This window comes from Actinobacillus capsulatus DSM 19761 (assembly GCF_000374285.1).
Lineage (GTDB): Bacteria > Pseudomonadota > Gammaproteobacteria > Enterobacterales > Pasteurellaceae > Actinobacillus > Actinobacillus capsulatus.
In genome coordinates this window covers 103,243-127,918 of record NZ_KB893932.1, presented here as the reverse complement: position 1 = coordinate 127,918, position 24,676 = coordinate 103,243, and the positions used below count along the sequence as shown (strand labels likewise).

At 40.3% G+C, this 24,676-nt stretch carries 4 protein-coding genes; all 4 read left to right on the top strand.

Translation table 11 applies throughout. The features are described from left to right. Positions 1 to 757 precede the first annotated feature (757 nt). Positions 758 to 12,433 (top strand): YadA-like family protein, encoded by an 11,676-nt coding sequence (locus C228_RS0103155; protein WP_018651253.1) that lies wholly within the window; start codon positions 758 to 760, stop codon positions 12,431 to 12,433. A gap of 227 nt (positions 12,434 to 12,660) precedes the next feature. Beyond that, positions 12,661 to 14,415 carry a ShlB/FhaC/HecB family hemolysin secretion/activation protein gene (locus tag C228_RS0103150; RefSeq protein ID WP_018651252.1) on the top strand — a complete coding sequence of 585 codons (1,755 nt, stop codon included), beginning with the start codon at positions 12,661 to 12,663 and terminating at the stop codon, positions 14,413 to 14,415. A 53-nt stretch (positions 14,416 to 14,468) separates the two neighbouring features. Next, positions 14,469 to 16,016 (top strand): two-partner secretion domain-containing protein, encoded by a 1,548-nt coding sequence (locus C228_RS15135; protein WP_018651251.1) that lies wholly within the window; start codon positions 14,469 to 14,471, stop codon positions 16,014 to 16,016. Between the two features lie 156 nt (positions 16,017 to 16,172). Then, entirely contained in the window at positions 16,173 to 24,674 is an 8,502-nt protein-coding gene (locus C228_RS13245; RefSeq protein WP_018651250.1) for a cytidine deaminase-like fold-containing protein, read from the top strand. Positions 24,675 to 24,676: the final 2 nt, after the last annotated feature.

Sequence of the window (24,676 nt, the reverse complement as noted above, 5' to 3'; positions counted from 1 at the left end):
AGTAGGAGAGGAGCATGGTTAAATTCTTTTCCAATTTAAATTAAAGGGAAATTTAGGTTCTTAAAATTTGTACGAATTTCATCTGCTCACAGGATAAATATATAAATAAAGGCGCAAATCTATAAAAGAGGAAATAAGTTTTTTATCATAAATAGCCACAAAATGAGTTAATCGTTTGCGCTTGTTTATTTCTAAGCAATGTTGTTCTGTTTTTTAATCAAAAATGCTCGTTTTTTATTTATTTTATGATGAAAAATAACTCTATGTTGAATATAAATTTATGTTAGATTTTAAGTTTTTGAATAAGTTCAATTAATTTCAAAATAAATTTTGATGCATAATTTAATTGTTTCTTAGTGTATTTTTTTTCATCAGAAAATATGGTTTTTGGGGCTGATAAGTTGTTCTATGCTAATTTTTAAAATTGTTTTTTATAGATTTTAGGCTTTTAACTTGTTTATAATCAATTGATTTTATTAAGTTTTTTAATATTTTTATGATTTTTACCTATCAGGTTTATTGTCATTTTTTGTTAATTAATTTACATTAGTGTAAATGTTGACTGTGGTCTGAGTTCTTTTGTTGAATTAATTTGTTTTTTTATTCAACAAATATATAATGCGATCTGTTCTTATGAGTGTAAGAATCATAAATTTTCTTTTTTAATCACAAGGATTAGAAAATATTAAATTAATGAAAGTATAATCTGTCACTTTCATTATGTTGGAATGATGTATATTAAATTTAGGAGTATTGTATGAACCACATTTATAAAGTGGTTTGGAGCACGGTAACGAATTCTCTCGTTGTCGTGTCTGAACTCGCCCGTAGTAAAGGCAAAGCTGCCTCTACTGTCTCGGACGTCAAAGACGTTTCTAATAAAACAGCAGCGGTTAAAACAGCAACGGTAGCCGTTGCTGCTGCCCTTCAAGTCGCAGCCGTTGGCACGATTGCGATCGGTTCGTTTGCTCCGATGGAAGCGGAGGCGGTTATCTTAATTGGCAAAGTTAATGATAATGGGACTGTTAGCAATCAAACAGTTGCTTCATATGAATCGAGCGGAGTAACTTACCCATATAATTATTATAATCCGGGGAGTAAATCTTATGAAAATGCATCCGCAAATACGACAACAGCATCAACAGCACAGAATTATACCACTTTATGTTCTACGGGTATTGCCATTGGTGCAAATACTAGTACAACATCAGTAACAGGGCGTAATTTCTCAAATGGTATTGCTATCGGCGATTATGCAAAAGCAACCGGTGGTTTAGCAATTTCAATCGGTGCATATTCTCAATCTACGGATATCGGATCCATTGCTTTAGGTACTTCATCAAGAGCCGCGGGGTTTAACGCTTTTGCAGCAATGCGTCAATCGGCTGCAATTGGTGATTATTCAACGGCAATTGGTTCAACGGCATGGTCTGATGGGCGCTCAAGTGTGGCAATAGGTTCCTCTGCAACGGCAAAAGGTAAACAATCATTTGCGATTGGTGCGGCAGATCATGTGACATTAGATGCACAAAATATCGGAGAAGCAAGAAGAACTAAGTATGATGGAATGAATAATACCCAATCAAATGGTGATCGCTCATTTGCTATTGGTACTTCGGCGAAAACAAACGGGAATGATTCATTTGCGCTAGGTTCGAATTCGACTACTGGCGTTTATGATACTGTTTATGATGCTTACTTAAGTTCTAATGTGCTTTCTGCTAATAGTACTAAAAGTGCGCAAAGAGCGTTTTCTTTCGGCACTAATAGCCGTGCATTAGGTGATGATTCTTTTGCGTTAGGCACAACTGCTGCGGCAAAAGCCAAAAATGCTTTTGCATTAGGTACGACGGCAAGTGCAAATTCAAATTCATCTGTAGCATTCGGTTTTAATGCAACGTCCACCGGTAATAGTTCAATTGCCTTTGGCGTAACGGCGAAAACTAATGGTGAAAAATCAATTGCATTAGGTACATCGGCAAATACTACGGGTGCAAAAGCGGTAGCGATTGGTAGCGATTCAAAAGCTCTTTCAGATAGTACGGTTGCAATTGGTACCAATAGCAAGGCGGATAAAGTCGGTAGCATGTCAATTGGTGAAAACGCCAATTCGACGGCTAAGAATGCTATTACCGTAGGTATGAATTCAAGCGTGACAGGTGAAAATGCTACGGCAGTAGGTACGGAAGCTAATGTTACTATGGCTAATGGTACCGCAATTGGTCGTTCAGCGTTGTCCAACCAGCAGAATGCGCTTGCAGCAGGATATAAAGCAATTGCAAGTGGTAAAGATTCTAGTGCAGTAGGTACAGAGGCGCTCGCTAAAGAAGCTCAGGCAAGTGCCTTTGGCCGTTTAGCAAATGCAACGGCAGCAAATACAACTGCGTTAGGTTCATATTCAGAAGCTAATATTACGAACTCTGTCGCATTGGGTCAAAAATCTGTAACTACGGCAGCAACACCTACACAAAATACTACAATTGGTGATATTACTTATGGGGATTTTGCAGGTAAAGAAGCAAATGGTAGTGTTGTTTCTGTTGGTACTAAAGGTTATGAACGTCAGATCCAAAATGTAGCGGCAGGCCGAGTAACGGCTGATTCTACAGATGCAATTAACGGCAGCCAATTATATGCAGTGGCAAATGTAGTAAGTAAAGGATGGAACGTTACTACTGCGAATGCGGATGGCGGTGAAGTTAGTGGTACGACAGATGCTAGAGTTATTAATGGTGAAACTGTTAAGTTTATTGCGGGTAAAAACGTTAAGTTAAGCCAACAAGATCAAAACTTAACGTTCGCAACCAAAGACGATGTGACGTTTACAAATGTTACATCAAACAAAGTTAATACTGGTGATTTGAATGTAACAGGTAACACAAAAGTAAATAATTTCACTGTTACTCCGAGTGCAACCATTGATATGGGTGGCAACCGTATTACTAATGTTGGTACACCAACTGAAGATAACGATGCAACAACCAAAAAGTATGTGGATGGTGGCCGTACTCAAGTTAAGTCAACAGACGGTTCTGTAACTATTACAAATTCAACTAACAATGGTGCTAATGTTTACGACTTAAAAGTAAACGCAAATGTTAGCTATGCAGGTGATACAGGTAACGGTACAAACAAATTAAGTGAGCCAATTAAATTTGCTGGTACGCAAGATGAAATTGTGACTGAAGCAAAAAATGGTGAAGTAAAGTTCAAGTTAGCTGATAAAGTTAAAAACGATATTGCTAATAACAAACAAAATATTATCAACAATGCAAATAATATCACCAAAAACGCAGATAACATTACTAACAATACAAATACCATTGCCAAAGGCTTCGGACTACAAGCCCAAGACAATAATGTAGTTAATAAGAAGTTAGGTGAAAATGTTTCTGTAGTCGGTGGTAATAGCAATATTAATACAACCGTTAAAGACGGCAAGATCGCAATTAATCTAAACAACACGTTAAATTTAACTAACGATGGGTCAGTAAAGATTGGTGATACGACTGTTAATAAAGAGGGTTTAACTATTACTGGCGGTCCGTCAGTAACTAAGAACGGCATTGATGCAGGTGATAAGAAAATCACAAATGTAACTGCTGGTGATGTTAGTGCAAACAGTAAAGATGCAGTAAACGGTAGCCAATTATATACAACTAACCAAAATGTAACTAACAATACAAATAGTATTAACAATCTAAATACTACGGTTCAAGCAGGTTGGGAATTACAAGTTGAAGGTCAAAAAGCGAAAGATGTTACTCCGATAAATAAAACCGCTAACTTTAAAGCAGGTAATAATATCAACGTTTCAATTGCTGATGATAAATCGGTTGTAATTGCGACTAAGAAAGATGTTACTTTTAGTAATGTTACTGCAAACAATGGTTTAACCGTTGCTAACGGTGCGACGATTGATCTGGGTGATAACGTTGTGAATAACGTATCAAACGGTACGCTTTCGGCGGATAGTAAACAGGCGATTAATGGTAGTCAACTTTATGCGACAAACCAAAATGTTACAAACTTATCGAATAAAGTAGCCGGTGGTTTCGGTTTACAAGCCGAAGACGGTAACAATGTTACTAAACAACTAGGTGAGAAAATCGAGGTTGTTGGCGGTAATAAAAATATCAATACTACCGTTGATAACGGTAAAGTAAAAGTTAATTTAAACAATACGTTAGATTTAACTAAAGATGGTTCTGTAACTACAGGTAATACTACCGTTAGTAATAGCGGGGTAACAGTTAAAGCTGCGCCAGGTAAAACAGATGTTAGTTTAACTGAAAATGGTTTAAACAATGGTGGCAACAAAATCACGAATGTTTCTGCAGGTACAGATGCGACGGATGCTGTAAATGTAAGCCAATTAGAAAAAGTTAACGCAACAGCTAAAGCTGGCTGGAACTTAGCGGTCAATAACGATGAAAAATCGAATATTGCACCAAATGCAACGGTTCGTCTAAACAATAAAGATGGCAACATTAAAATCGCTAAAGATGCGAATAATAATGTGACATTTGATTTAAATAACACCGTGAATATTGGTTCTGGTGATAAGAAAGTAACTATTGATGGTACTAAAGGTACAGTTAATGGTTTAACGAATAAGACTTTTGATCCGAATAATATCGTTTCTGGTCAAGCTGCAACAGAAGATCAATTACAGTCTTCACACAATACTTTAAAAACAAATATTACTAACTTAGGTAATGATTTAACGGCGAAAGGCTTAAACTTTGTTGGTGATAACACAAATGTTAATGTCCATCGTAAATTAGGTGAAACATTAAGCATTGTTGGCGGTGCTGAAGAAACTAACTTATCTGATAAAAATATTGGTGTAGTTGGTTCTGAAGGTAAATTAGAAGTTAAATTAGCGAAAACATTAAAAGATTTAACAAGCGCTAATTTTACGGCGGGTAATGCAAATACAACTATTAATAGCAATGGCATTACAATTACGCCGGCTAACGGCAGTACAGATAAAACCGTAAGTTTAACCAATAACGGCTTAAATAATGGCGGTAACACAATTACTAATGTCGCAGCAGGTAAGGACGCTACTGATGCAGTAAACGTAAGCCAATTAGAGAAAGTTAATGCAACAGCTAAAGCAGGTTGGAACTTAACAGTTAATGGCACAAGCAGCTCAAATGTAGCACCAAAAGCAACGGTAGATTTAGCAAATAAAGATGGCAACATCGTTATTACTAAAGATAACAACAATGTTACTTTCGCTTTAAACAGCAACTTAACAGTTGGTGGTAAAGACGGCAAAGACGGTTCAATCGGTGTTAACGGTAAAGATGGCTCAGCAGTTGTTCTTAACGGTAAAGACGGTTCAATCGGCTTAACTGGTCCTAAAGGTGCTGATGGTAAAGATGGTGTGAAAGCCACAATTACTGTAGCGAAAGGTCCAGTTGGTGTTGATGGTAAAGACGGTGCAAATGGTACAGACGGCATGACGCGTATCGTTTACACAGATCCTAACGGCACTAAACATAACGTTTCTACTTTAAATGATGGCTTAAGCTTTGTAGGAAATACAGGCGGTGCGGTTGCTAAGAAACTAAATGAAACCTTAACCATTAAAGGTGAATTAGCAGAAGCGGGGGCGGCAACAGCGGAAAATATCCGTGTTGATAACGTAAATGGCGACTTAATCGTTAAATTAGCACAAAACTTAACTAACTTAACGACAGCAACATTTGGTAAAGATGCGAATGACCAACTTGTAATTAACAAAGATGGTTTAACAATCAAAGGTGCTGATGCAACTAAGACAGTTAGCTTAACTGAAAACGGCTTAAACAACGGTAATAACATTATTACGAACGTTTCAAGTGGTTTAGTGGGTAACGATGGTAATAAAGTTGCATTAAAAGATGCTAACGGCACAACATTAACAAATGCGGTAAACGTTGGTGACTTACAAAATACGGTTAAAGATTTAACCAATGCAACAACCGGTGGTTTCGGTCTTAAAGATTCAGCGGGTAATGAAGTTAAACAGGATTTAGGTACTTCAATTAAAGTTACTGGTAAAGATGGTGTGAATGCACAAGTTGTTACGGATGGCAACGGTAAAGCATTACAAATCGGCTTAAATAGCACAGTAACAGTTGGTAACGATAAAGAACCTGGCGTAATCACTGTTAAAGGTGAAAACGGTAAAGATGGCGTCTCTATCAACGGTAAAGACGGCACAATCGGCTTAAACGGCAAAGATGGTGCAAACGGTTCGATTACGGTTAAAAACGGTCAACCGGGCGTTGATGGCAAGGATGGTAAAACTCGTATCGTTTATGAAACAACTAAAGACGGTAAAACAACTACTGAAGAAGTCGCAACCCTTAACGATGGCTTAAAATTCGTTGGTGATAAAGGCGAAGTGATCGCTAAGAAACTAAACGAAACTTTAGCAGTTAAAGGTAACTTAGATGAAAATGCTAATGTAACTGATAAGAACTTACGTGTTGATAACGAGAAAGGTGAATTAATCATCAAGATGGCGAAAGAGTTAAAAGATTTAACTAACGCAACTTTCACATCTGCAGATAGCAACACAACTATCGGTGGTAATGGCGTAACAATCACTCCAAATACAGGTGATAAAGTTAGCTTAACCGATAAAGGTTTAAACAATGGTAATAACACAATTACTAATGTTGCTGAAGGTAAAAACGGTACTGATGCAGTAAACGTTAACCAGTTAGAGCGTGTAAATGCAACAGCAAACGCAGGTTGGAATATTTCTGCTAACGGTGCTAATTCAACGAATGTTGGTCCTCAAGGCAACGTAAGCTTAAATAACACAGACGGTAATATCGTAATTACTAAAGGTACAACCGATAACAACGTTACTTTTGCTTTAAATAACAACCTCACTGTAGGTAAAGATGGCAAAGACGGTAAAGATGGTGTTGACGGTCAAATCGGTGTTAACGGTAAGGACGGTTCATCAGTTGTTCTAAACGGTAAAGACGGTTCAATCGGTTTAACAGGCCCTCGTGGTACTGATGGTAAAGACGGTGCAAGCGCTAATATCAGCGTTGCAGACGGTAAACCAGGCCTTGATGGCAAACCAGGTGAAACCAAAACTCGTATCGTTTATGAAACTAAAGACGATAATGGTCAACCAGTTAAAGAAGAAGTTGCAACCCTTAACGATGGCTTAAACTTTATCGGTAACCAAGGCGACAAGATTGCTAAGAAACTTAACGACACATTAGCCGTTAAAGGTTCATTAGCAAACGACGCGGCAGCAAGTTCAGAGAACGTGCGTGTGGATAGCCAAGATGGCGCATTAGTTGTGAAATTAGCACAAAACTTAGCTAACTTAACAACTGCAACATTTGGTAATACAGCAACAGATAAGACGGTTGTAGGTAAAGATGGTGTAACTATCTCTGCAGATAAACCTGAAAACACAGTTAGCTTAACTGATAAAGGTTTAAATAACGGTAATAACCAAATTACTAACGTAACAAGCGGTTTAACTGATGCAACGGGTAACAAAGCAGATCTTACAAATGCAGTTGATACAAATGCTGTAAACGTAGGTGACTTAAAAGAAACCGTTAAAAACATTACAACAGACGGCTTTGGCTTAAAAGATGATAAAGGTACTGAAGTTAAACAAGACTTAGGTAAGACTATCCAAATTAAAGGTAAAGACGGTGTTACTGTTACAGCAGACGCAGCGGATAAAGCATTAGTTGTTGCTTTAGAAGGCGATGTAGTTGTAAATGGCAAGGATGGTAAAGACGGAACTATCGGTGTTAAAGGCGCAGATGGTAAAGATGGTACAACAATTACTAAAGATGCAATCGTATTTAACGGCGTTGACGGTGTAAACGGCAAAGACGGTAAAGATGGTGCAGAAGGTAAAGCGTCAATCAAAGTTGAGAAAGGTGCGAAAGGCATTGATGGCAACGATGGTAAAGACGGCGAAAGCAAAACTCGTATCGTTTACGAAAAACCGAATGGTGAGAAAGAAGAAGTTGCAACCCTTAAAGACGGCTTACATTTTGTAGGCGATAAAGGAACTTCAATCGCTAAGAAACTAAACGAAACCTTAGCAATTAAAGGTAACTTAACTTCAACTGCTGAAGTAACTGATAAGAACTTACGTGTTGATAATGAAGGCGGTCAATTGATCGTTAAGATGGCGAAAGTGTTAACGGATTTAACAAGCGCTAACTTTACAGATGCTGCTGGCAACAACACAATTATCGGTGGTAATGGTGTAACGATTACACCTAAAGCAGGTGATTCAGTAAGCTTAACAGGTAAAGGCTTAAACAACGGTAATAACACAATTACTAATGTAAAAGCTGGCTTAAACGGTACGGATGCCGTAAATGTAAACCAATTAGAAAAAGTTAATGCAACAGCGAAAGCAGGTTGGAAATTAACTAATAATGGTACAAATGAATCAACTGTAACGCCAAATGCGACAGTAGATTTAGCAAATAAAGATGGCAACATCATTATTACTAAGGATGGTAATAACGTAACCTTCGGCTTTAACAGCGACTTAACCGTTGGTGGTCCTGGTAAAGATGGCAAGGATGGTAAAGATGGTTCTATTGGTGTTAAAGGTAAAGACGGCACGACCGGCGTGACTTTAAACGGCAAAGACGGTTCTATCGGCTTAACAGGTGCTCCGGGCAAAGACGGTAAAAATGCAAGCGCAAATATTACTGTTGCTCAAGGTGCTAAAGGTCTTGATGGTAACGATGGCGTAAATGGCGAAAGCAAAACACGTATCGTTTACGAAAAACCAAACGGCGATAAAGAAGAAGTTGCGACACTTAACGATGGCTTAAACTTCGTTGGTAACGATGGCAAAGTAATTGCTAAGAAACTAAACGATACTTTAGCGATTAAAGGTGGTATCAACACTGAAGCTGGCTTAAATGCAGCGTCAGATCGTAACGTAGGTGTTCGTGAAAGCGATAAAGGTTTAAATATCGTTATTGCAGAACGTCCAACCTTCTCTGGTATTATCGTTGACGGTAAAGACGGTAAGGATGCAGAAGTTAAATTTGCGAAAGACGGCAAAGATGGTATGTCTATCGTTGGCACTCGTGGTGCAGATGGTCAAAACGGCTTAACGTTGAAAGGTGCAGACGGTAAAGACGGCGTATCATTTAAAGAAGATGGTCGTATTACTAACGTTGCTGATGGTAAAGACGGCAAAGATGCTGTGAATAAAGACCAATTAGAGCGTGTAAATGCAACTGCAAATGCAGGTTGGAAATTAACAGTTAATAACGGTAATAACCAAACGACTGTAACGCCAAATGCAACCGTAGATTTAGCGAATACAGATGGCAACATCGTTATCACTAAAGATGCGAATAACGTAACCTTCGCGTTAAACAACAACTTAACAGTTGGTGGTAAAGACGGTAAAGATGGTGAAATCGGCGTTAAAGGTGCAGATGGTAAAACTGGCGTTACTTTAAACGGTAAAGACGGTTCAATCGGTATCAACGGTAAAGACGGTTCTAACGGTGCAATTACTGTAGAGAAAGGTGCAGCAGGTGTTGACGGTACTGATGGTGCAAACGGTAAAGACGGTATGACTCGTATCGTTTATACAGATGCAAACGGTACTAAACATAACGTTTCAACCTTAAATGACGGTTTAAGCTTCGTAGGTAACGACGGCAAAGTAATTGATAAGAAACTAAATAGCACCTTAACCATTAAAGGCGGATTAGCTGAAGCTGATACGGCAACAGCTGAAAATATCCGTGTTGATAACGTAGGTGGCGACTTAATCGTTAAACTAGCACAAAACTTAACTAACTTAACGACAGCAACATTTGGTAACGATGTTAATGACCAACTTGTAATTAACAAAGACGGTTTAACTATCAAAGGTGCTGATGCAGCTAAGACTGTTAGCTTAACTGATAAGGGCTTAAACAATGGTAATAACCAAATTACTAATGTAACAAGCGGCTTAGTAAACCGTAACGGTGATAAAGTCGACCTTGCAAATGCAACAGGTGATGTTTTAACTAACGCAGTTAATGTAGGTGACTTAAAAGATTCAGTAAATAACTTAACTAACGCGACAACCGGTGGTTTTGGTTTAACTGATGAAAATAACAACGACGTTAAAGCGGATTTAGGTAAAACAGTTACTGTTATTGGTGACGGTAGCGTGAAAACTGAAGTTATTGAAAAAGACGGTAAGAAAGCACTTCAAATCGGCTTAACTAACAACGTAACAGTGGGTAACGATAAAGAGCCTGGCGTCATCACTGTTAAAGGTGAAAACGGTAAAGATGGCGTTTCTATCAGCGGTAAAGATGGTATCAGCATTAAAGGCGAAAATGGCCAAGATGCAGTATCAATCAATGGTAAAGACGGCAACGGTGCAATTGCAGTTAACGGTAAAGACGGTAAAACCGGTGTTGGTTTAGATGGTGCAAACGGCACAATCGGTATCAATGGTAAAGACGGTTCTAACGGCACAATTACTGTTAAGCAAGGCAAACCAGGTGTTGATGGTAAAGATGGCGAAACGAAAACTCGTATCGTTTATGAAACACCAAATGGTGAGCAGGAAGAAGTTGCAACCCTTAACGATGGCTTAAAATTCGTAGGTGACGACGGTAAAGTAGTTACTAAGAAACTTAACGAAACGTTAACTATTAAAGGTAACTTAAGCACTGCGGCAGATGTTACTGATAAGAACTTACGTGTTGATAACGTAGATGGCGCACTCATCATTAAGATGGCGAGAACGTTAACGGATTTAACGAGCGCAACATTTACTAACGCAGGTGGTGATAAGTCAGTAGTTGAAGGTAACGGCTTAACGATTACTCCGGCAAACGGTGGTAATACAGTAAGCTTAACTACTAAAGGCTTAGATAACGGCGGTAACAAAGTTATTAACGTAGCTGCTGGTGACGTGAATGCAACAAGTACTGATGCAGTAAACGGTAGCCAATTATATGCAGTAAGCGAAGTGGCTAATAAAGGCTGGAACATTCAAACTAACGGTAATGTTTCAACTAACGTTAAACCGGGTGACACTGTAAACTTTGCAAACGGTAAGAACATCGAAATTAATAACGATGGCACAAACGTAACTGTTGGCTTAGCGAAAGATGTTGACTTAGGTAAAGACGGTAGCATTAAAGCTGGCGACACTATCATGAACAATGACGGTGTGAAAGTTGGTGATAAAGTCTCATTAGCGAAAGACGGCTTAACTGCGGGTGATGTGAAAATCTCTGCAGAAACCGGCATCAATGCAGGTAACAAACAAATCACTAACGTAGAAAGTGGTTTAGGTGGTACTAAACTTGCAGATGCGAAAGGCGATACATTGAAGAATGCTGCGAATATCGGTGACCTCCAAACAGCTATCTCTAGCGTAACAGACGCAGAGCAAGGCGGTGGTTTCGGTTTAGCAGATGACAATGGCACTGAAGTGAAACAAAGTCTTGGTAAAACAATCCAAGTGAAAGGTGACGGTAATGTAACTACAACCGTAACTAATGGTTCACTCACAGTGGGCTTAAACAAGGATGTTGATTTAGGCAAAGACGGTAGCTTAACAGCCGGCGGTACGAAAGTATCCGAGAAAGGCGTAAGCTTCGCTGATTCACTCGTGAATTTAACCAGCAATGGTTTAAATAACGGTGGTAACAAAGTTACTAACGTGAAAGCGGGTGAAGTAAGTGCAACAAGTACGGACGCTGTAAACGGTAGCCAATTACATGCAACTAACCAAAACGTAACGAACTTACAAAATGACGTTGCGAAAGGTTGGAACATTGAAGCTGGCACAGTTGAAGGATCAACTGGTAAAGTGACTGGCGCATCGAAATCTAACGTTGCGATGGGCGATACAGTGGGCGTGAAAGCAGGCAATAACATCGAGATTACTCAAGATGGTTCAAATATTGCAATTGCAACTTCAGCAACACCGACATTTGACACAGTCACTGTAGGCAAAGACGGTAACACTGCAACAGTTGGTACGGTACAAGATGAACACGGTTCTGCAATCAAAGTAACGGGCGCAGACGGTAAATCTGAAATACGTATTAACAACGTAGCAGATGGTAAAGCTGATAACGACGCTGTAAACGTACGTCAGTTAAGAAGTGTTGCACAAAACGTAGCGAACATTGATAACCGTGTATCTAAATTAGATAAACGTGTTCGTGGTATCGGTGCGAACTCAGCGGCAGCTTCATCATTACCACAAGTAATGCTTCCGGGTAAATCAATGGTTGCTGTAGCAGGTGGCGCTTATAGCGGCGCATCTGCAGTAGCGGTAGGCTACTCAAGAGCAAGTGATAACGGTAAAGTTATCCTTAAAGTGAATGGTACTGCAAACAGTGCTGGTCACTACTCTGGTGGTGTAGGTGTAGGTTACCAATGGTAATTAATTAGCCTAAACAAATGAATAAATGCGACCTTCGGGTCGCATTTTTTTTGGGGTCTGAGTTTATAAAATAAGAAAGATAATGAATATAAGTAGGGATAGATTTTTATTTCTAAAAATATATAAAAAGAATATAAATGGCGTAGATATGTAAATATGCTTTACGATCTATATTGAATTGTATAGACTCATCCGATCAGTTTTAATTATTTTTTAATCAGTTCTTTATGTCTTTAAATTTAAAACCTCTAATTTATTCTTCTTTTCTTACCTTTCCCTTATTTACCTTCGCTGCTCCCACAATCGATCCGGTCTTAAATGATTTGGATGCTGTGGAACAGCAACGCCAGCAACAGCAAGCGCAGCAACGAGAAGCGCAATTTACCCCGCAAGCCGATATCCGAATGGATACTCGTCAAGAAAGTCATTTACAGATTCCGACAGACGAATCGCCTTGTTATCCTATTCATCGTATTTCTTTAATAGATTATTCTGCTGAAGCATCAAATCAATCTAGTCAATTTCAATGGGCATTTAATAAAGCCGTTGCTGATTTAAAACTGACTTTACCGCATTGTTTAGGTGGAGAAGGTCTCGGCATTTTAATGAAGCAAACGCAGAATAATATTATTGAAAAAGGTTATGTGACCACACGCGTTGTGACACAGGAACAGGATTTACGATCCGGCGATTTAGTATTGACCGTGATTGCGGGCAAGATACGTCATACATTGGTGGCGGATAGTGGCATCGTGCCTCGCTTTACCCCGTTACATGCGCTGACCGGTTTAACGTTTGAGAAAGGCGATATTTTAAATGTACGTGATATTGAACAATCGTTAGAGAACTTAAAGCGCGTGCCGACAGCAGATGCCAATATTGAAATTTTGCCGAGTGAAGGCGAAGGCAGTCAAGTCGGCGAAAGCGATTTAAAAATCAGTTATGCTCAAGCGATTCCGTTTCGTCTTAATCTCGGTTTAGAGGATTCCGGCTCGACCTCAACCGGTAAATGGCAGGCATCGGCAACCTTATCTTGGGATAATATTTTTTCGGCAAACGACCTTTTCTATACCAGCTTTACCCATAGCATCAAACGTCATTCGGATGATGAGGGGAAGCGTGCCAGCCGTAACCTTTCTTTCTATTATTCCATTCCTTTCGGTTATTGGCAGCTAACTGCCAACCATTCGAGTAACCGTTATCACCAACAAGTGTTTGGTGCTTTTGAAAATTATCTATATGCCGGCGAAAGTGAAACAGATAAGTTAACGCTCTCTCGTGTGCTATATCGAGATGCGGTACGTAAGACCACACTTTCCGGTGGATTTTGGTCTCGTAGTTCTAAAAACTTTGTGGATAATGCGGAAGTGGAAGTACAACACCGCCGAATGGCAGGTTGGGAAGCTGGCATTGAGCATAAAGAATATGTAGGGAATGCCATTTTAGAACTGGATATGCACTTTAAGCGTGGTACCGGCGTGCGAGGTGCAATCAGCGCTCCAGAAGAAGCATACAACGAGGGGACGTCCCGCCCTAAAATCGTCACCGCTTCTATCGATTATAAGAAGCCGTTTGAATTAGAAGGACAAGCTTGGCAATTTCATACAAGCGTCAATGCACAATGGAATAAAACGCCGTTAATTGCCCAAGACCGTATTAGTATCGGTGGTCGTCATAGTGTACGTGGTTTTGATGGTGAATTATCGCTGTCGGGTGAACGAGGCTGGTATTGGCGTAATGAATTGAGTTGGAATGTGGGCAATCGTGGACACTGGTTTTATTGGGGATTAGACGGTGGACGAGTCTCCGGCTTAGACGGCAATTCTCGTTTAGGTCACCATTTAATGGGGACGGTAATTGGCTTGCGAGGTGGTTGGAAAGGGTTTTATTACGACTATTTTGTCGGCAGACCAATGCGCCATCCGGAAGGATTTAGAACCTCTAAACATGTGACTGGTTTTAATATCGGTTACAGTTTTTAACTGATGCTTATCGCAGATTACGTATTACAAGAATTTATTAAAGGAATAACATCATGAATAAAAAATCTTTCCGAGTCATTTTTAGTAAAACGCTACAACGCCTTGTGGTGGTGTCTGAGTTAGCCAAATCTGAAGGTAAAGGTGGCGAAGCTTCTGCAAGTTCAACAAGCGGGCTAATTTCGTCAATTTTTTGCAAAATTCGACCGCTTACCTTTAGCTTATTTTGCGCTTTAGGCTTTGTCAGCTTCTCGGAAAATGCACTGGCGGAATTAGTTATTCAAGCGGATAAAAGCGCCCCGAAACAGGCACAACCGATAGTATTAAAAACGGCGAACGGCTTACCGCAGGTCAATATTCAAACCCCGAATGACAAAGGGCTTTCACATAATAAATACAGTAAATTTGATGTGGATACCAAGGAGGCGATTTTAAATAACAGCCGTACTCAAACCCAAACGCAACAAGCCGGGATGATTCAAGGCAACCCTTACTTAGCCCGTGGTGAAGCGAAAGTAATTTTAAACGAAGTCAACTCGAATGATCCGAGTGTATTAAAAGGCTATGTGGAAGTGGCGGGTAAAAAAGCGGATGTAATTATTGCCAACCCAAGTGGCTTACATTGCGAAGGCTGTGGCATCATTAATTCGGATAGAGCTACCTTAACCACCGGTAAACCGCAAATCAAACAAGGCAATTTAGACAGCTTTGCGGTGGAAAAGGGTAAAGTAAAAGTATCTGGCAAAGGCTTAGATAATAGCCGAGTGGACTACACCGATATTATTACTAAAGAAATCGAAATCAATGCTGGCGTATGGAGTAAGAAAAAGCTCACGGCAGTCACCGGTAAAAATACGGTAAAAGCTCGCACGGCAGCCGACTCGGATAGTGACTTACAAATTATCAACACTGCCAAACAAAGTGCCCAAACACCTGCAACCAATGCGGCTCCGCAATATGCATTAGATATTAGCGAATTGGGCGGCATGTATTCCGGTAAAGTACATCTTATCGGTACGGAACAAGGCTTAGGCGTACGTAATGCCGGTCATATCGGCGCAAGCAGCGAAAATATCAAAATTGATTCGCAAGGACGTATTGTTAACCAAGGCTTGATGAGCGGCGAAAACCAAGCAGAGTTAAGTGCAAAACAAGGGATTGAAAACCACGGAAAACTGGAAACTAAGCAAGGCAATATCGTTTTAACTAGCCAAGCGGATATCCAACAACACGGCTCAATTGTGGCGCGACAAGGCAATATCCAACAACGTGCGGCAAATGGCATTCGTCAAAGTGGTGAAACTGTTACGAAAGGAAAAATCAGTTTTGATGCCGATCGAGTGGAAGCAAGTGAATCGTCACTGATTGCTGCCGGCGTAGAGATTCAGCAGACGGCGCAAGGTGAAGCTCGTCAGCTCTCGCCACAAGCGGATAATGGTAAGGATATTCAGATTAGCACACGCCAACAAGCGGTGTTAAATGGCAAAAATATTGCAAGCGGTACGCTACAAATCAAAGCGGATATAGTCAACTTAGATAAAAGCCAAACCAGTGCCAACCGAATTGATGTTCATGCTAAAACGGGCGATATTCAAGTAAACTAAGCTAAACTCAGTGCTAAAGAGACGCTGCGTTTAAACACGCCTAAAACATTATCTACCGAAAGTAGCCATATCAGTGCAAAACGTATTCAAACGACACAAACCGACTTAAATACCCGAAATGCAGTATGGGAACAAACCGGTGAGCAAGACTTTGCCTTGAAAGCCCAAACGATAAATAACCAAGGCGGTGCGATAAAAACACAAGGTAAATTTACCGTTGAAGCAGAGCAACTTGATAATACGAAAGGGCGTTTAGTTTCGAATGCGGAAATGAATATCAAAACGCAAGCTCTGAATAACCAGTTAGGTTATTTGGTTAGCAATAAAGCACAAACGGTTAACAGTCAAAAATTAAATAACCAACAAGGTGTGATTGCCAGCCAAAACAGCAATGTGGATTTAAATGTCTCAAGTTTACTGAATAACCAACAAGGCACGATTTCTGCAAAAAATCAGCTAAATTTAACCGCTTACGGAGTGGATAATAAGCAAGGAACGCTTTATACAGCACAAGATAACCTTGTTTTAGATGCACAGCAACAAGCTTTGAATAACCAACAAGGTCAAATTTTATCCGGAAAAGCGCTACAAATTGACTCGGCTGCAATTAATAACCAGCAGGGTACGCTTTTCTCTACGGAAAATCAGCAGATCAATACCAATGGTCAGCAATTTACAAATACTCAGGATGGAAAAATTCAGAGTTTAGCGCAGCTTATCATTAATACGGCGTTGCTTGATAACCAAGGTGGCTTTATTCAAACCCAGCAGGGCGGATCTATCACTGCATCACATATTCAGAATAATAAAGTGGCGGAAAAAGGATCATTAATTGAATCCGGTGCGCCACTTGTTGTGAATACGCCAACCTTTGAGAATAACGGTACTGTTGCTCAAGACAAAACACCGACACAAGGTGTTATTGCACAAAAATTGACACTAACTTCGGATCGTTTAGAAAACGAAAAAGGCGGTATTTATCTAGAAAGTGAGGGGTTACTGAATATTGCTAAGGCAGTGAACAATCAGGCTGGTGAGATTTTAAGTTGGGGGGATCTTACTGTTTTAGGTGAGGGATCACTGAGTATTCATAATAATGAAGGTAAGTTACAAGCAAATAATAATTTTACGGTAACTGCTAAAGCATTATCCGGTGATGGCTATTTGCAAGCTAATAATATTGCAATTAACTTACAAGATAACTTTGATATTCAGCAAGATATTAATGCGAAACACTCTCTTTCAATTAGTACCGAAGGGGATATCCTCAATCGCAAAAAATTAGCGGCAAATGACCGCTTGCAGCTTAATGCACGTAATATTAGCAATGAACAAAATGCTCGAATCAGTTCGGCTGAAACTCGCCTTAATGCAAAAGCAACTGTACATAATGAAGGCTTAATTAACAGCCGCTCAGATACAGGTTTATCTAAAACGGTAATTAAAGCGGAAAAAATTGAAAATATTGGTACGGGACGTATTTATGGTGATCATGTTGCATTAGGTGCAGAGCAGATCTTAAACCAAGATAAAGACGGGAAGTCAGCAACGATAGCTGCCCGTAAGCGCTTAGATTTAGCAGCAAAAGAGATTAAAAATGACACAGTAGCCTATGCGGCTAATAAAAAAGATGGCTCATTAATTTATAGTGAAGGCGAAATTGCTATTGGAGGTAAACTCGATGAGCAGGATATGGTAATTGGCAATGCGGAACATTTGAAAAACCTAAGTAGTATCATTGAAGCTGCAGGTGATATTTATTTGAATGTTAATAAGATTAATAATGAGAATGTCCATTATAGTTCTAAATTGGAAACTATAGATACTCAGAAAGTGAAGGAGCATTTCATTATTCCGAAAGGCAAGCATAATCCAGGCGGGGAAAATGTCTTTAACGATGGACATAATGAAAAAATTAATGTTAATGATTTAACAAAAGGTTATTACCGCAAAACATGGAGTTATTGGCAAAAATATAATGAAGATAGTCTGCCGGTTATTACCGATGCAAGTCAAATTACAGACAGTACCGTACTTGCGAAACCTAATGCCCTGAAATGTGCAGATCAAAATATGGCGGATTGTATCGCTTTAGAAGCTGGCATTTATAAAAAGGATAATCCTGTATGGGAGAAATTCGGCATTCAGGCCCCTGATGTCGATCAGCCTGAAATGACACCGGATATTGTTCGAGCAATGAATGAGGAAGACGAAGCGACTAAACATTTAAGTGAAGAGCAGCAAGATAAATTAACTCAAGATCAACAAAATGGTATTGCGCCGGTTGTGCCGGCAAAACCTGTGGAGCCAGTGAGAGCGGCAACGGAAAGTGATGCAGAATATCAAAAACGAGTAAAAGCTTATCAAACAGAATTAAAAACTTATGAGGCAGCAGAAGCGGCTTATAAGCGTTATGTTTTGTTGAAGCCGTTTATTGATTGGGACGCTAAATATGGCGATAGAGTTCAGACGCTTGATAATGCAATTTCCGAACATAATAAAAAGATTCTAAATCAAGAATATGCTCATTTTTGGAATTTGTGGATTAACGAAAAAGTTGTAAAAGAAAATATTACTCAGACGAGCTTGCCAGCACAGATTTTAGCTGGCGGAACGATTAACTATCAAAGTGATGAATTTATTAATGATAAAAGTTGGGTAATTGCTGGCAAAGGTTTAAATCAAATTGGGAACGGTAAAATTGCAAATTTAGATGATAAAGATGCCGTACGCCAAGATTGGGAGCTAGGTACGCGTAACTTTTCTTTTACTGAATGGCGAGGTGGTACAAAGCGCCGTCATTCACGTTATGATAAAGAGAGTGGCGATCTTGCTCGTTTGAAAGAAGTACACAAAGATATGAATATTTTTGTGGAACTGGCGAATACGATTCCAGCAAACTATAAAGGATATATAGATGCTAAATCACTGAATCAGGTTAAGGATGAAGGTAATAATGTAAATATTACCCCGAGCGAGGGAGAATACCATTCTGGTATTCAGGTAGTGAATCCAAATCAAACAATTCCAACCTCCCAAGACGGAATAGAAATCCGCAGCGTGAAAGCGGATACCCGCTTACCAAATCAGAGTTTATATAAAATTAACCCTGATGCGGATAGTCATGTCTTAATTGAGACGGATCCGGATTTTACCGACCGAAAAAGATGGCTAGCGAGTGATTATATGTATAACGCCCTTCGTTCAGAACACGAAGCGGTGCATAAACGCTTGGGCGATGGTTTTTATGAACAGCGTTTAGTGAGAGAGCAAATCAATAAACTGACCGGAAGACAATTTTTAGGCGAGTTTGAAACTTTTGACGATCAATATAAAGCATTAATGGATGCAGGTGTGACTTTTGCGCAAAAATTTAACTTACGTCCGGGGATTGCGTTAAGTCCAAGCCAAGTGGCTCAGCTAACTTCCGATATCGTCTGGTTAGAGACCGAAAGTGTGACGTTACCAAATGGTCAAGTAGAACAAGTTTTAGTGCCGAAAGTGTATGCGGTTGCTCGCAAAGGTGATATTAGCGGCAAAGGTACATTGATTTCTGCTGATAAAATGAATGTAAATTCTACTTCATTAATTAATGAAGGGACGATTGCCGGCCGTAATTTTGTAAAATTCGCAGCAGATAAATTGGTAAATAGCGGTAAGATTTCCGGCGGTATATTGCAAGGTAAAGTTTCCGGTGATGCGGAAAACAATGGCGGTGTTATGGAAGCAAATAGTGCATTATTCCTTGATGTTGCAGGGAATTTTACACATTCTTCCACCACCCGAGATACTGAAATTGATTTAGACGGCTTTAAACGTAAACAAACCACGCTAGATCGTAAAGCGTTATTACACGTAAAAGATGCAAACGGCACCTTACAGGTGACGGCGAACAATATCACCCTGAACGGCTCGGATATTATTAATGACGGTCAAGGTTTAACTTATATCAAAGCAAAAGACCAAATGCATTTAGGCACGGTTGCCGTCGGTTTTGATGAGAAAATGGGCGGCGGAGATCACTATCGCAATGAAGCGGTACAAGATGTCGTAGTAAGCCGTGTATCGGGTAACGGCAATGTGACTTTAGTTGCGAATACGCTTACTGCTGAAGGTGCAGAACTCGGTGCGAAAGCGCGTTTAGCTGCATTAGCTGAAAATGATTTAGTACTTGGCACGGCATTGCGTTCAGGTGAATTCGAAGAATACCATAAATATAAAAAGCGCAATGCTTTTGGTTCTTCAAGTTTAGAAACAGAAAAAACGAGAGATGTAACATCGCATAAAGGTAGTGTACTTGCTGCTAAAGATGTTTATTTAGACTCACGCAAAGGTCACCTTGATTTAACCGCGGCAGAGATTATTGCGTTAAATGACATTACTGCATTTGCTGAGAAAGATATCGTATTAGGTGCAGCGGAAAATACAGAGACAAAAAGCGAAACAGAAATTCGTAAAAGCAGTGGGCTTTCAGCTTCGAAAAGTAGAGGTGTTGCCTCTGTCGGTTACGCAAAAAATAAATCCGATATGAGAGATAAAAATGTAGCAACAAGTATTGCGACTACGGTATTAAACTCGGTATCAGGTAATTTGACCATATCTTCTATTCATGGTGATGTGACAAGCAATGCAGCACGAATGAATGCCGGAAGAGATATTACTATGGAAGGTAATAATGTTCATTTGAATGCCATGACAGAGCATGAAAATAATCAATTCAGCTATAAGTCAAAATCTACCGGCTTTGGTGTGAGTGCGGTATATAACCCTGTACAAGTGGCAAAAGATAACTTTGGTGAGCAAGCGTCACAAGGTTCAGCGGCTGGGATTATCGGAAAAATCTTAACGGCGGCGGAAGCGATTTCTAAAACGACGAACCAAGCGATGAATCCGGGAAGCCCTTATTTTAAAACGCAAAAAAGTGAGCTGAATAAGAATACTCAAAAAGAAACAGCCGTCATTGGACATGTAAATGCCGGCGGTAATTTAAGTATTACTGCAAGAGAAGGTGATATTACTTCTCAAGGCTCACAGCTCTCTGCGAAAGGAGATAGCTCATTATGGGCGAAGGAGGATATTCAGCTTGATGTAGCAACTTCATCAACTTCACAAAATAATCGTTCAACCCGTAAAGGCATTGAGTTAAATGCTTCGAAAGGTGGCGGTATCTATAGTGAAAAAGATCTTGGTGAAGGTGATACGGTTACTGAGCAGGCAAGTGTTTTATCATTTGGTGGCAATAGCAGCGTAACAGCGAAGCAAGGGGATGTTCGTTTAGCCGGTACTCAGTTAGTGAGTGAAGGAGATAATCGCATTTCTGCAGGTGGAGATGTGGTATTAACCACCGCTGAAAAACGAGTAGGGCAATCAACCTCAAGTAAAAAACACCATATCGGCGAAGCGGTCGTATCAGAAACGGAGCGTTTTGGCGGATACCATCGTCAATTAAGTAGTGAGAGTCATGATAGCGTAAGCCACAGCGGAGCAACTATCGCAAGCTTAAACGGTAATGTTGATATTGAAGCAGGTAATGATTTCCATCAAACAAGCGGTCAAATTTTGGCGAAAAAACGCGTAGATATCAAGGCGGAAAAAGTCACCTTTGATGTTGCACATAATACGGGCACAAGTTCAAGCCATAAAAGCGATTTAAAAATGGGGACATTTGCCCGAGTAGGCTCGCCGATTATTGATTTAGTGCAGGCGGTAGAAAGTGCGATAGAAAATAAAGAGGCGAATGATAGAGTCAGAGCGGCACAAGCGTTAGGTGTTGCGGCAAAAGGCTATTCTGCTTATGCCAATGCAGCGGCAGGTGGGGCATTGTTGCGCGTGGAAGCGGGTACCGGCTATAGCCATAGCCGAGAGCGAATGGAATCTGCACAGTCGGAAGCGCAAGGTAATGTAGTGAATGCGCAACATATCAGCGTAAAATCAAGAAGCGGAGATATCCAAGCGAAGCAGACGGACTTTGTCAGCCGAGACAGTGAAGGCAAGCGCTTAGCGGACAGCTCAATTACATTAGATGCGCATAAAGACCTCATCGTGGAATCAAGTCAAAGCACTGCGAAGCAAAAAGGCAAACAGCAAAGCAGTGGTTTTGAAGTGGGGGCTGGTGTAGCGGTAGGAGCCCAAACTGGGGCGTATATTTATGTACAAGGCGGTTTTACGAAAGGTAAACAAGATGAACAGCATATCGTACAAAATAATAGCCACTTAGACAGTGAAACCATCACGTTAAAAAGTGGTGGTGATACGACGCTATCGGGCGCAGTAGCGAAAGGAAAAACCATCAATGCAGATGTGGGTGGTACATTAACGGTAGAAAGCCGTCAAGATGAACATCATTCTAAGAGCAGTAGCGTAGGTGCAGGCGGACGCGTGCAAGTCGCGTTGGGTACTGCATGGGGCGGGAGCGGTTATGGCAATGCCTCAAGTGGCAAATCGAACAGCAAGCAAGTGGTAGAGCAATCGGGTTTATTTGCGGAAGAAGGCGGTTATCATGTTAATGCAGACCACGTACAGCTCAATGGTGGCGCAATAGCGAGTACGGCTCCGAATAAGAGTGAATTAAGCACAAATACGCTAGCTTTTAAAGATATTGAGAATGAAAGCGAGAGCAAAGCCTTAACGGGCGGCATGAGTGTATCGGCTAACCTGAATAAATTAGGTAATGCGGAGGCGACAAGTAAAGAAGATGCGAAACAGCAAGCGGACTTGGCGAAACTGACGGGGACAACGCAAAGTAACGGCATCAACCCGACAGTCCCGATGTATGATAGCGAAAGTGACAGTAGTGTGACGAAAGCGACGTTAACGGAAGGCAAAATCACCTTAAACAAAGATAGCCAACCGACCGAAACGACGGCACAAGCGCTAGGGCTAAACACAGACTTAAACCAAGCGAATAAACAAGTTGAAGCGACGTTTGATATCAAACAGAAGTTGAAAGACCAGCAGGTACTTTCAGCGGCAGTGGGTGATATGCTCGGTGCAATAGACAGCTATTCCGAACGGAAGCAGAAAGCGGCAGAGGAAGAAGTGAATGCAGCGGAGGAGGCGTTGGCTAAAGCGAGACGCACAGGTGCTTCACAAGAAGACCTATCACAAATGGAACGGGTTTATACTGAAGCGAAAGCGAAAGAAGAAAGCTGGCGAGAAGGAGGGGCTTCAAAACGTAAGTTAGATACGGTAGCGGTGACGCTGGGGGCGATATTATCAGGCGGTAGTGCGGGAGAAGTAGCGGCGACGGCAATATCTCCGGAGTTAAATGCACAGATTCACAAATACACCTCGGATAATAAGACAGCCAACTTATTAGCTCATGCAGCGCTTTCGGCATTGGAGGCGGGCATTTCGGGTAATAATGCGCTATCGGGAGCGGCATCAGGCATGGCGGGCGAAGCGAGTGCGATGTTATTATCGGAAGTGGTTTTTAACAAAGAGGCAAGCCAATTAAGTGAAGAAGAGCGAGAGTTACTGAGTGTTGCAGGTCAATTATCGGGTGCTTTAGTTGGTAATGGAGTGGGCGGTAATACGGCAGCAACATTACAAGGAATAGAAACGGCAAAAAGGGCGGTGGAGAATAACTATCTCTCAGCTCAAGAAGCGGCAAGAAAATTAGAATTAGAGGATAAACTACATCGAGGGGTTATTACATCAGAAGAAATTACGGAACTTAGTGAAATTAAGAATAAGGATAGAGAGAGCGATTTAGCTTTAATTTCAGCTTGCGAAGGAAATTCACTCTCTTTAGCATGTAACTCAGAGAGACAAAAATTAGAGCGAGATAAATTTAGCTATTCAAATGCAAAATATACACCAACAGGTTATAACTACCCGACATATACACGTAATTCGGAACTGTATGCAGAAGATTATAAAAAGGTGGCAATTTTTTCAGATAGATATGATGTATTGAAAAATGCCAAAGTAAAGGCGGATACTGATTTTTATAATGCGACAGGTATTGATCCAAGTTGGATTGGAAGAATTGACGCAGCAAATCATGTAGTTGCAAGTATAGCGGGTGTAAAACTTTCAACGACAAAGGTTAATAGTTCAAGTGAAAATATTCCTAAATCTGCAAATTCAAATGAGAAATTGCCGACTGTTGGTAAGACGACAGGTTATGAAAATCAGACGACAAGGATTTCAACGGGGGCTGAGAATAATTCTAAAGCTGTTCCACTAAAAGAGCAGTTATCGAATGAGGTTTTAAAAAGCCAGGGAACTAAGCTTGATGATTTAGTTGTTTCTGCAAGAGCTGAAATTAATGGTAAGGTTTACATTGATACTAATCAAAATGCAAGATCACCGGCTTTGGCAAACCCTAATAAACCTACTCTTATTTCCCAAGAGATTGCTAATAAACCACCAGCAAGAAATGGAACTGCTTATCCAAATGCAAATATGGCAGATGCACATGCAGAGATAGGTGCGATTCAGCAAGCGTATGAAAATGGAGTAACTCGAGGTAAAGATATGGTAATACATGTACAGGGTAGAGATGTATGTACATATTGTCGTAATGATATTGCTACAGCAGCTAAAAAAGCAGGATTGAGATCTGTTACAGTTCATGCGGTAAACAAAGATGGAAAACCAGTAATATATGATTGGGATTCAACAATGAAATCAATTAAATTAAGAAAGGAATAAAA

What these genes read in the sequence shown, in the direction of transcription:
- C228_RS0103155 (WP_018651253.1), top strand. Translation starts at nt 758, where the DNA reads ATGAACCACATTTATAAAGTGGTTTGGAGCACGGTAACGAATTCTCTC.
- C228_RS0103150 (WP_018651252.1), top strand. Translation starts at nt 12,661, where the DNA reads ATGTCTTTAAATTTAAAACCTCTAATTTATTCTTCTTTTCTTACCTTT.
- C228_RS15135 (WP_018651251.1), top strand. Translation starts at nt 14,469, where the DNA reads ATGAATAAAAAATCTTTCCGAGTCATTTTTAGTAAAACGCTACAACGC.